This window comes from Marinilabilia salmonicolor (genome assembly GCF_003003035.1).
In the GTDB taxonomy this organism is placed as follows: domain Bacteria; phylum Bacteroidota; class Bacteroidia; order Bacteroidales; family Marinilabiliaceae; genus Marinilabilia; species Marinilabilia salmonicolor_A.
The window spans coordinates 217537-229559 of the sequence record NZ_PVTS01000006.1; the positions used below are offsets into that span (position 1 = coordinate 217537).

Consider the following 12023-nt stretch of genomic DNA (forward strand, 5'->3'; position numbering starts at 1 on the left):
GTAGTAGCTTGAAAATTTCCATGTTATGAATAAAAACACTTCAATATAGTTAGGAAATTATTTTGATAGTTTTATTCAAAGTAGAATCTCTGCTGGAAGGTTCAAGAACGCAAGTGAAGTTGTTAGAGCAGGATTAAGACTGTTGGAGGAAGAGGAGAATAGAATAATTGTGCTTAAAGAAGCTATTAAAGAGGGACTTGACAGTGGAGTTGCCTCTGATTTTGATCCACAGACACATTTGCAAAAACTAAAAGCACAGAGAAATCTAAATGGGTAGATATAAATTCACAAATAAAGTTGTTATGCGCCAACCGTGGCATCCACAGCACATTGAAAGTTTTGTTCTATCCTCTCCCATGCTCTCAACCAGATAAAGTCACAGCTGCCCTGAAAACCAAGAGCTAAGGCATACAGCCAATAAAAAGGCGGGAATTGCTTTCCGGTTTTCCAAAAACCAACACCCGCCTGTATTATTTATTGAAAATCAATAGATCTCGACATTACCTGATTAAAATTTCTCATAATCTTCTGTTCCAAAGTCACCCAGATCAAAGTCGGGAGTTTTGCCTTTCGCCCTGGCTTTCATCTGACTCTGAGAAACAGCGCAGGTTGCTCCCTCCTCTTCACCAGAGGCAACTGAAGCATTCGTTGATTCTTCAGATGCATCAGAATTTTCAGAAACATTAAAATGCTCCTGACGTTCATTCTCCGACAAACTAAAAACAGAGATGGCGCGTTCCAGACGTTCAGAAAGTTTTTCAATTCTTTGAGCAGCAGAGTTGATCTCCTCCGAATTGGAGGCATTTCTCTGGGTTACCTGATTCAATTGCTGGAGCGCATTGTTGATCTGCTCAACCCCTGTAACCTGTTCAAGCGATGCCACGGAGATCTCCTGAATCAAACCGGCTGTTTTTTCAATTTCCGGGGTAAGTGCCAGCAACATCTCACGCGATTCCCTCGAAGAATTAATAGTCATTGCTGAAACCTTGTTGATATCATTTGCTGCCTGCTGACTGCGTTCGGCCAATTTGCGCACTTCGGCTGCAACAACAGCAAATCCGCGACCTTCAACACCTGCCCGGGCTGCTTCAACAGCTGCGTTCAGCGCTAATATATTGGTTTGAAAAGCAATATCTCCAATTACTGAAATCTTGGAAGTGATCTCCTCCAGATATTCAGCCGCTTTTTCGGTAATTTCATTGCTGCTGTTCATATCCTCAGAAGCTTTGCGGGCAATGGATTCCGTTTGTTTGGCATTATCCGTATTTTGCTGAATGTTGGCATGCATCTCTTCCATGGAAGAGGAAACCTCCTCGGCAGCAGATGCCTGCTCGCTGGCACCTTCAGCAAGCTCTGTTGATTCGCGGGAGAGAGAAGTACTCGCCTCCACCATCTCTTTTGTTCCTTCGGTAATGTCGGCAATAATAATCCGCAAGTTCTTTACCATATTATCCAGAGCTACCCCTAATCGACCAACCTCATCTTTGCGATTGGTATCAAAACGGACGGAAAGGTTTCCTGCTGCAATTTTCTCTGCCAGACCAACCCCTTGAATAATAGGGTTTGCAATAGACCCGGGAAGAAAAAGGGCAAGAATTAACCCGACCAATAAAAGCACAATAAGTGCGGCAATAACCAGTGTTTGAATATTGTCAACTATACGCGCACTTTGATTTCCCATTCCTTTAATATCACCCTGCCCCATATCGGCAATGGCCCGGGTATCCCACATGATTTCCTTCCCAAGCTCGTATCTTTTTACTTCTGCCAACCGTGCCGCCTGATAATACTCAATAAAAGCGATGGAAGAAGAAACAAAGTCATTCAAAACTGAAGTTACGGAACCCGATAAATAAGCCGTATTGATATCATTCTGAAGAGTTCTGGCCAGCGACAATTCACTGTCGAGCGCCACAGATTCCCGATTGTAATCCTTTGACTGTACAATACCCCAAAGTCCCAAAGCTCTGTTGAAATATTGCTGATAACGGATATTTGACCTATAATTATCTGACAACTCCACCAACTCTTCTCCTGCAGCTCTCATTAAAATACGCTGGTCGGAAGCTCTTTTTTGAGCCTGACTGTAATCTTCATAAATATCAGCGTAAGCCTCCAGTTTATTCTTCAAAACACTAAACTCCTCACTGCGTGAGCCCTCCCCCTCTATTTCTATCAAATTATTCAGGGCTACCATCATTTGTGTGTAATAACGGTCAAAAACCTCATCAAAATAGGGTTGAGAAGAGAAATCGTATGAACGGGTCACTTCAGTAAGTTTTCGCCAGTTTTGATCGACTAAACTGGCCTCATTAACCGTAGGGATGTACTTATCTGACAAATCATTGACCCCACTGCCTATTTCAAAAAGACTGTACAAAGTGAAACCTCCCATCAAAACGGTCAGGATTACAACGGCCCCTATACTTCCTCTGATTTTGCTGCTAATACTCAAATCTCTCCAATTCATCTCTTGCGGATTACATTTTATATTATATCAAAAAATACGGATTGTGCCAATTTGTCGGCAATTAACATCAGCGGGTTAACGCAAATATCAAAAGTTAAGATTGATAATTTTAACCATAAATTTCATTGATGTTCATGATCATGGGTGTAGGATAAAAGGTTGATATTGCTTTGCTACACAGGATATAAACCTGTATTTCAACATCTTAGTCAATAGTCGGATCATTCTTTGCATTTACAAAAAACACCTCATCGGTTTTAGAAGAACCTAAGTACCTAAACACCGTGTTTGTGCAGATACACCGAAGTATTTTTTATCGAAAACAATGATTTCGAAAAATAATTCCTCAAAATTTTAAAAATTTTCCACCATTTCAAAATAAAAAGGTAAAAAAGGCTTATTTTCGCTCAAAATACCTTGAAACTACCTGCCTTATTCATAAGACAGGTCAGTTGTAAACAGGCTGAAAGACTGAGAGCAATAGCCTGAGGCGTTGCCAGGGGCTCTTGCTTAAAGACCTTTAGCCTTTAAAAAACGCAACAACAATACGTATTCCTTAAAAAAGGAAAAGCCTCACTTAAAGGAGGACTGCATTATTTTTTTATCAAAAGCAACAGAAAAATGAATACAAAAAAACTGTTTTCTTCGATTTTTTCAATAACCCTATTACTTATACTGTTTACCTGCCTTCCGGGTTGCAAAAAAAGTGAAGGAAAGAAAATCGGTTTCCTTTACAGTTCAAACATTACCATAAGGTTCAACAAAGAGAGCCAGTTTTTTAAAGAGCGGGCCGAAGAACTGGGAGCACAGGTTGTCATTGATCATGCCGCTGATAACGATGCCGTACAATATGAGAAGGCCATTCAGATGATGGAAGAAGGTATTGATTTATTGACACTGATTGCCGTAAATATCAACACCGCCGAAAACATTGTTAAGGAAGCTAAGGCAAGAGACATTCCCGTAATTGCCTACAACAGGCTGATTGCCAATTCGGACCTGGATGTTTACATCAGTGGAAATAATGATGAACTCGGAAAAGACATGGCAGGCTATGCCTTAAAACAAAGACCATCGGGAAACTATGTAATCCTAAATGGTGACCGCTTTGACCGAAATGCCGTGGAGTTGATGGAATCTATTGATAAAACCCTTAAACCACATATTGATGCGGGTAAAATCAACATCCTTTACAAAACTTATATTGAAAATTGGAATCCTGACCATGCAGCGCACGAACTAAATCAATTCATGAAAGCCAATCCCGAACCTATTGATGCCATTATATCCGGCTTTGATGGGATGTCGGTTGCCTGCATAGATGTGTTGGAAAAATATGATTTAGCCGGCAAAGTTATCGTTACGGGACAGGATGCTCAGATAGAGTCATGTCGTCGCATTGTGGAAGGCACTCAGCACATGACCATGTATCACCCGCTCAAAGAAATAGCCTACAAAGCCGCAGAAGTTGCAGTGGATATTCTGAACGGAGAAAAGCTGGACAAAAAACATGAAATATCCTACTCCAACAACGGTTTTAAAGATGTCCCCACCATTCAGATCAGTTCCATCCCCGTTACCAAAAAGAACATTGATGAAGTGCTGATTGAGAGCGGTTTTTACACACGCGAAGAAATTTATTAGCATTGTACCACAAGCAAAAAAGGACACTCCTTTTCCGGTGATGTTTGAAAAGGCTTAATCAAAAAATGAAAACGGATTGCACGATTGCAGTCCGTTTTTTATTTGAATACCGACACTTCAGGTACAGATTATTGGACTTCAGTAATTGTTTTCTTAAATTAAGTAGCTGATAAAATACTTTTGCACGCAAACACGAAACAAGTAAACGAAAATCAACAATGAGAAACCCTGTAATGCTCAAGATCTGTATTGTTTTCGCAATACTCATTTTTACATCCTGCACCCAACAGCAGAAAAAAAAGGAACTTCCGGTTTTTGTAAAAACAACGGAAATCCGGAAAATTGAATCGGTTCTGACAAAGAAATACCCCGCAAGAATCAAGTCGGCCTCCGAAGTTAAATTATCCTTCAGAGTGGCCGGCCCCATTTTAAAAGTCAATATTGAAGAGGGAGATACGGTAAATAAAGGAGATGTTATCGCACAAATAGATCCGCGCGATTACCGGATTCAACTGCAGGCAACTGAAGCAAAATACCATGAGGTAAAGAGTGAAGTGGAGAGAATCACCGCACTGTATCAAAAAAATAAAATTTCGGAGAACGACTACGACAAAGCCGTTTCGGGATTAAAACAGATTACGGCCAAATATGAAGCACACAAAAACGCACTGGAAGACACCAAACTGAGGGCCCCCTTTTCCGGGCACATCAGCAAAATATTTTTTGAGCAGGGAGAAACCGTGGATGCCGGAATGCCCATAATATCTATTTACAACAATAAAGCGTTTGAGATTATTGCCCACCTTCCTGCATCTGACTTTCTGAAAAAGAAAGACTTCACCCGATTTTCCTGTCAGTCTTCGTCCCTCCCCGGAGAAGAATGGCCGCTGGAATTGAGAAATATCGTCTCTCAAGCCAATCTTAACGGACTTTATCCTGCTTATTTTAGTTTAAAAGCAGATGCCGGAGAGATCATCCTTCCAGGGATGAGTGCGGAAGTCATAATAGAATACGAAACAGACAAAGAACCGATTTTTGAATTGCCATCCCCGGCCATATTTGAGCAATCGGGAAACGCCAGTGTTTGGATTTTTAATGAAGAGGACGAAACCGTCACCACCAAAACAATTGAGATTATAAAAGTGAATACATCCGGTACTGCAGTGGTTAAAGGGGACTTTGAGGGAACCGAAATCATTGTCACCGCAGGAGTAAACAGTCTAAAAGAGGGACAGAAAGTCCGCCGGTTACCCGAGCCGTCTGAAAGCAACGTGGGAGGACTGTTGTAATCATTTACTTTCTTAAAAAGAAAAAACAAACAAATAGCTCTGCTCAACCATGACAGAATTTGCATTCAAAAACAAAATACTCTTTTACTTTTTTCTGGTAGTTCTCGCAGTTGGAGGAATCATGTCCTTTCAATCGATGAGTAAATTGGAGGATCCTGAAATAAAAGTAAAACAAGCCCTGGTAGTAACCATTTATCCGGGAGCTTCGGCGCATGAAACCGAACTGGAAGTGACCGATGTGCTTGAAAAAGCCATCAAAACAATGGGTGACATCAAAAAGATAGAGTCCCGTTCGGAAGCTGACTACTCAGAGATTACCGTAGAACTGGATCCGACCATTTCACCGGATGAAATAGAACAAAAATGGGATATTCTGCGTCGGAAGGTACAGCGTGCAGCATCTCAACTGCCTGCAAAAGCCAATCCTCCCATCGTAGTGGATGATTTCGGAGATGTTTACGGGTTGTTTTATGCCATGACGGCAGATGGATTCTCATATGATGAGATGCATGACTACGGGATGCTCATCAAACAGGAAATAGAAAGCCTTCCGGATGTTAAACGGGTAAAAATTTTCGGAGACCGCCCCCCCTGCATCAACATCAATATCCATCAGGAAAAAATGGCAAATCTGGGAGTTCACCCATCCGAGGTATTGATGACCCTTGACAGTCAGAATGAAACCGTCTATGCAGGGTATTTTGAAGCAGGCCGGGAGCGAATCAGGGTGGATGTCACCAACGATTTTAATAACATCAATGACATTCGAAACCTGATTATACAGGGACACGAAGACGATCAGGTTCGGTTGGACGACATTGCTGACATCGAACGAACAGTTGACACTCCCTACCGGGAAGCTATGCGCTATAATTCTCAACCAGCTCTTGGCATCTCCATTGCCATGCAGAGTGGCGGAAACGTCATTAAACTCGGTGAATTGGTTGATCAGCGTCTTTCCGACCTCCGGCAATCTGGAATTCCGGCCGGTATTGACTTTAAGAAGGTGTTTTTCCAACCCGAGAAGGTTAGCAATGCCATCTCCACATTTATGTTCAACCTGGCACAATCGGTGGCCATTGTCATTCTCATCCTGATGTTGTCAATGGGCTGGCGCAGCGGAATTATTATCGGAAGTGGCCTTTTGCTGACAATTCTGGGTTCATTTGTGGTTTTGAACCTGTTTAACGGCACGCTTCAACGTGTTTCGCTGGCATCTCTCATTGTGGCCATGGGTATGTTGGTGGACAATGCCATCGTTATTGTTGACGGCATCCTCATTGACCTGCAAAACGGCATGAAAAAGAAGAAAGCGCTTATCAACACAGCCAAAAAGACAGCATGGCCACTGTTGGGAGCTACGCTCATCGCCATCTTTGCCTTTCTTCCTATCTTTCTTTCCCCTGATACTTCGGGAGAGTATGTCCGTGATTTATTCATAGTACTGGCTGTTTCGCTCCTTCTGAGCTGGGTATTGGCACTGACCCAGGCACCAATAATGGCCGACAAGCAGTTTAAACAAAAAGAGGAGTCTGACGGAGAAAAGAAAAAACTCTACAGCACTAAAATTTACAGCATTCACAGACGATGGCTGAGTTACCTGCTTTATCATAAAACCGTGGCCATTGTAATTGTCACTTTGTTAATGGGCGGAAGCTTGTTGTTGTTTCCGCTGATTCCCCAGACCTTTTTCCCGGATCTGACCTACAATCAGCTCTATATTGAATACAAAATGCCGGCAGGAACACGCATAGAAAAGATAGATGCCGACTTAACCGAAATAGAGCAATACCTGATGGAGCAGCCTGAAATCACCAATGTCACCACCAGTCTGGGGGGAACTCCGTCACGCTACAACCTGGTACGCTCCATTGCAGAGCCGGCAATGAACTATGGTGAGTTGATTGTGGATTTTGCAGATGCCGATGAACTGCCGGATATGTTGCCGAAGCTACAAAAGCATTTGAGCGAAAACTATCCACAGGCCTATGCCAGAGTGAAGCGTTACAACCTGATGTATAAAAAATTCCCCGTGGAAGTACTCTTCACCGGACCGGATCCTGCCGTATTAAAAGAACTCACGGCACAGGCAAAAAACATCATGGAAGAAGAACCGGGAGCTATACTCGTAACGGATGACTGGGAACCCGCATCGAAGGTACTTATGGCGAAATACAATCAGCCGATGGCTCGCCGCGCAGGACTGACCCGTCCGGACATAGCACTTTCACTTCTGACAGCCACAGACGGTCTGCCTATCGGAAACTTCTACGACGGCACACGCTCCATTCCCATTTATGTAAAAAGTACAAAAAACAACGGAGAACCGGTGGAGAACCTGGAAACATCACCTGCTTTCAGTATGCTTCCGTCACTGAGCAACCTGGATCCGGATAATCTTAAAGCAGTGATGTCGGGTGCCATATCCATTTCAGAAGTGGTGGAATCAACAGTTGGGGCTGTTCCCATGAACCAGGCGGTAAACAGCATTGATATCGGTTGGGAAGAACCGGTGGTACGAAGATACAATGGTCAACGGGCCATTAAGGCACAATGCAATCCGGTACCCGGACTGACCGCCGAAGATGTTCGCAAAAGCATTCTTCCGGAGATAGAAGACATCCCTTTACCGGCAGGATATAAGATGGAATGGCAGGGAGAATATGAAGCAAGCTCAGAATCTCAGAAATACCTCTTTATGTATCTTCCTCTGGCCATTGTTTTGATGATTGCTGTTTTAATTGCCCTCTTTAACGATTATAAAAAACCGCTCATCATCATTTTTAGCCTTCCTTTGGCAGCCATAGGGATTGTGCTAGGAATGCTGGTGTCGGGAAAAGAATTCGGTTTTGTGGCCATCGTCGGAGCCCTCGGACTCATGGGTATGATGATTAAAAACGGAGTGGTACTGCTCGAGGAGGTAGAATTGCAGGTTAAAGAAGGAAAACACAGGTTTGCAGCCCTAATGGATGCCTCTACATCACGACTACGGCCGGTTATGATGGCATCACTGACCACAATTCTGGGAATGATACCACTGATTACAGATGCGATGTTTGGCTCCATGGCGGTCACTATGATGTCGGGTCTGCTCATAGGAACAATCATTACTCTTTTGATGATTCCTGTGCTTTATGCCCTGTTTTACAACGTTATTCATCCACTAAGCAAAAAAGCCAAAAAACAAGAAAATGCCTGATTCAATGAAAATCAATAAATACATCACAATCTTTGCGCTTCTCCTGTTGACATCATTAACAGCAACCGCTCAGGTAGAATTAAATCAGCAGAAATGCCGGGAAATGGCACTGGATTATTCACGCCAGATTAAAATTTCGGAAAACCGCCATCAACAGGCCGTTCTTTCGGGTAAAATTGCCAAAGCTCAGCATCTGCCAAAGCTCAGTGCCTCAGGATTGTATTTCTACAAACCTGATCCGCTGGAATATTCTCTGGAGGGCGGCTACCTGCCCACCTATACTCCGGGGCCAAACGGCGAAATGCAGCCCAACGTTCAGATCAATCCCAATACCGGAGCACCGGTTACCGGTCCCGATGGCAACCCGGTATTCAACATGTATGCCATGATGCCCGACATGAATCTGAATATCGGACTGGAGGGAGTTACTACCGCAGGCGTTCAGATAGAACAACCCGTATATATGGGAGGCAAAATCAGAACTGCCAACAAACTGGCCAATACAGGCATTGAGGTTTCAAAAAAACAAATGGATTTGAAAAAATCTGAAGTCATTGCCAACGTGGATGCAGCCTGGTTTCAATATTTGGCCGTCAAAGAAAAACACCTTGCAGCCAATGAGTATAAAATATTGCTCGATTCACTGGAAGCAACCATCGAAGCAACCAACAGGGAGGGTATGTCCACCCGAAATGAGCTGTTGAAAGTTCAGGTAAAACGCAATGAGGCAATACTGCTGAAACAGAAAGCCAACAGCGGGCTACAGCTGGCTCAAATGAATCTGTGTCGCCTTATCGGGCTGCCGCTGAATACAAATCTGATCATAGATGCCCCGGAAGAGACGACACTCCCCGACATTCAAATCATAGAAGACAACAACCCTGCTGATCGCCCGGAATATCAGCTCCTCAACGATGCCATTGAAGCAAAACAGTATCAGGAAAAAATGGCGCGGGCCGGGATGTTGCCCCAAATTGGTATTTCTGCGGGTTACAGCTATTTAGGAGGGCTGGAAATAAATGGTCAGGAAACAGATGAGATGGCATTTTCAGCTATGGCATCCGTTAAAATTCCTATTTTTAAATGGTTCGAAGAGCAAAATAAGCTATCAAAAGCCCGCCTTGAAACGGAAGTGGCCCGAATGGAGCTGGAAGAAAACGAGAAACTCCTGCAACTGGATATTGCACGAGCCCGTTTTAACCTGGAGGAATCATTTACCCGCCTTCAACTGACAGAAAAGGCATTGGAGCAGGCACAGGAAAATCTGGAAACCAGCGAGTCTCTTTTCGAAGAAGGAATGGAACCGCTGGTCAATTTACTGGAGGCTCAGGTACAATGGCAAAAGGCCGAAAGCGAATATATTGATGCAAAAACTTCGGTTAAGCTCATGCACACCTACTATTTAAAAGCCACAGGACATTTATCTGAATAATAAACAACAGGGATGAAAAAACAGCCCAACCAAATACCGGAAGAATTCACCAGACCACCCGTATCGATAATCGGAAAAGGTATTAAGCCTACCCTTTTCCGGTTTCTGATTGTTTCGGCCATTGGGTTCTTCGTAATTTTGCTGGTCTATTTTTTATATGGAGAATCTCCTGAGCCCCTGGCTCCTCCATTCATCATATCTGTTATCGCCTTCAACCTTATCAGCGAAGGCAACATTATCATCAACAGGGTTCTGGACAGGAAATCTCCATGGTTTTTCAAGATAGCCTTACGAACCCGACAGCAACTGGGATGGAGCATATTGTGGACTCTTTTTATAGGGATAATCGCTTTCAGCAGTCTCCCAGATGACGTTTACCAGCAGCAACACTTTTTCATGTCGGCATTGCTGGTTTTTATCTTCGGATTAATTTTTGTACTCCTATTCAACAGCACCCTGTTTCTCAAAAGTTTCTTTCTTAACTGGAAAAAATCTGTTCTGGAAGCTGAAGCCCTCAAACAGGCCAAACTACTATCCGACTATAAAGTATTACAAAACCAACTCAATCCCCATTTTCTTTTCAACAGTTTCAGCACTTTAATTTCGGAGATTCATTACAATCCGGAAACGGCCATCGAATTCGCCCAAAAACTGGCTGACGTTTACCGCTACCTTCTGCAAAAGAAAAATGGCCTTACGGTACCTGTGCGGGAAGAACTGGAGTTTTTAAAAGATTTTATCTTTCTCCACGAACAACGAATGGGCAACTCGTTGAAAGTGCTTATCCATATTCCCGAAGCCTTTTTGGATCATCACCTCCCTCCCATGTCGTTACAATTGCTTATTGAGAATGCCATTAAACACAATCAGGCTTCGGAAAAGCATCCGCTGACCATTCAAATTGGAATAAAAGACCAGCAAAACCTAACGGTATGCAACAACCTGCAACCCAAAACAAACATTCACGGAACAGGTACAGGTCTGGAAAACATCTCTAAAAGGTACGAAATGCTTACAGGAGACTCAGTGAAAATAACGAAGACCGAAACCTCCTTTTGTGTGGAATTTCCACTTCTTTATCAATATGAATAAAACCAAAGAAATATGAGAATTCTGATTGTCGAGGACGAATTCTCAACCCGCCGCCTGCTCAAAGATAGCGTAAAAAAAATACGGCCTGAATGGGAAATTATCGGTGAATCCGATAGTGTGGAAGGAACCATTGAGTTCCTTCAGAAAAACCCACAACCCGATTTAATATTCATGGATATTCAACTATCGGACGGCAGTAGTTTCGAAATATTTGAAAAAACCGAAGTGACCGGAATGATTATATTTACCACTGCTTATGATGAATATGCCATTCAGGCCTTTAAAGTCAACAGTATTGATTATTTGCTGAAACCCATCAACCAGAAAAAACTGACAGACGCCATCGAAAAATACGAACGGCTCTTTCAGGATAAAGAGATCCCATCCAATGCGGGTTTTGATTACGGTTCCCTTTCCAAGCTATTGGCCTCACAAAGCAGCACTTACCGCTCCAGGCTGCTGACCAATCTGGCTGACGGATTTCAAAAAGTGGATACAGAAAAGGTGGCGTGGCTGGTCAGTGCCAATAAAATCACCACGGCAGTTACTTTCGACTCGCACCATCACATCGTGGACTTTACTCTCGACAAGCTTGAAAAAGAGCTGGATCCGACCATGTTCTTCAGAGCCAACCGCCAGTATATCCTCAACATCGATGCGATTCATAAAGTGGAAAACTGGTTTAACGGAAAACTAATCGTGAAAACCAAACCCGATGCACAGGACAGGATTGTGGTCAGCCGCGAAAGAGCCAGGAGTTTTAAGGAGTGGATTAATCAGTGAGGGTTGAGAGATGAGGGATGAGAGGTGAGGGATTTCTACGAGCCTTACGTCATAAAAAATGCAGCAAACCATCAGGAGTGCTGCATTTCTTTTATTCTAAAATCCGGGATTCCG

Annotated in this window: 7 protein-coding genes and 1 pseudogene; 7 read left to right on the top strand and 1 reads right to left on the bottom strand. The window is 43.2% G+C overall.

The window, feature by feature from the left end; all coding sequences use genetic code 11:
* Window positions 1-61: 61 nt before the first annotated feature.
* A pseudogene (locus tag BY457_RS19350) lies at window positions 62-277 on the top strand (type II toxin-antitoxin system ParD family antitoxin); the annotation flags it as partial.
* 231 nt (window positions 278-508) lie between these two features.
* Here the strand turns inward: BY457_RS19350 and BY457_RS08200 are convergent.
* Window positions 509-2470, bottom strand: coding sequence for a methyl-accepting chemotaxis protein (locus BY457_RS08200; RefSeq protein ID WP_106152843.1), 1962 nt, complete (start codon window positions 2468-2470; stop codon window positions 509-511).
* 621 nt (window positions 2471-3091) lie between these two features.
* Here BY457_RS08200 and BY457_RS08205 point away from each other — a divergent pair.
* The 6 genes from BY457_RS08205 (at window position 3092) to BY457_RS08230 (ending at window position 11909) form a co-directional block, all read left to right on the top strand.
* On the top strand, window positions 3092-4114 hold the full coding sequence (locus tag BY457_RS08205) for a substrate-binding domain-containing protein (protein WP_106152844.1): 1023 nt from the start codon (window positions 3092-3094) through the stop codon (window positions 4112-4114).
* Window positions 4115-4332: 218 nt separating this feature from the next.
* Window positions 4333-5403, top strand: coding sequence for an efflux RND transporter periplasmic adaptor subunit (locus BY457_RS08210; protein WP_106152845.1), 1071 nt, complete (start codon window positions 4333-4335; stop codon window positions 5401-5403).
* A gap of 49 nt (window positions 5404-5452) precedes the next feature.
* Window positions 5453-8602, top strand: a complete 3150-nt coding sequence (locus BY457_RS08215) for an efflux RND transporter permease subunit (RefSeq protein WP_106152846.1) — start codon at window positions 5453-5455, stop codon at window positions 8600-8602.
* Window positions 8595-10034 carry a TolC family protein gene (locus tag BY457_RS08220; protein ID WP_106152847.1) on the top strand — a complete coding sequence of 480 codons (1440 nt, stop codon included), beginning with the start codon at window positions 8595-8597 and terminating at the stop codon, window positions 10032-10034. The genes BY457_RS08215 and BY457_RS08220 overlap by 8 nt, the downstream gene beginning before the upstream one ends.
* Before the next feature lie 12 nt (window positions 10035-10046).
* Window positions 10047-11126: a sensor histidine kinase gene (locus tag BY457_RS08225; RefSeq protein WP_106152848.1), complete on the top strand. Its 1080-nt coding sequence runs from the start codon at window positions 10047-10049 to the stop codon at window positions 11124-11126.
* Window positions 11127-11138: 12 nt separating this feature from the next.
* Window positions 11139-11909: a LytR/AlgR family response regulator transcription factor gene (locus BY457_RS08230; protein WP_106152849.1), complete on the top strand. Its 771-nt coding sequence runs from the start codon at window positions 11139-11141 to the stop codon at window positions 11907-11909.
* The last annotated feature ends 114 nt before the right edge of the window (window positions 11910-12023 follow it).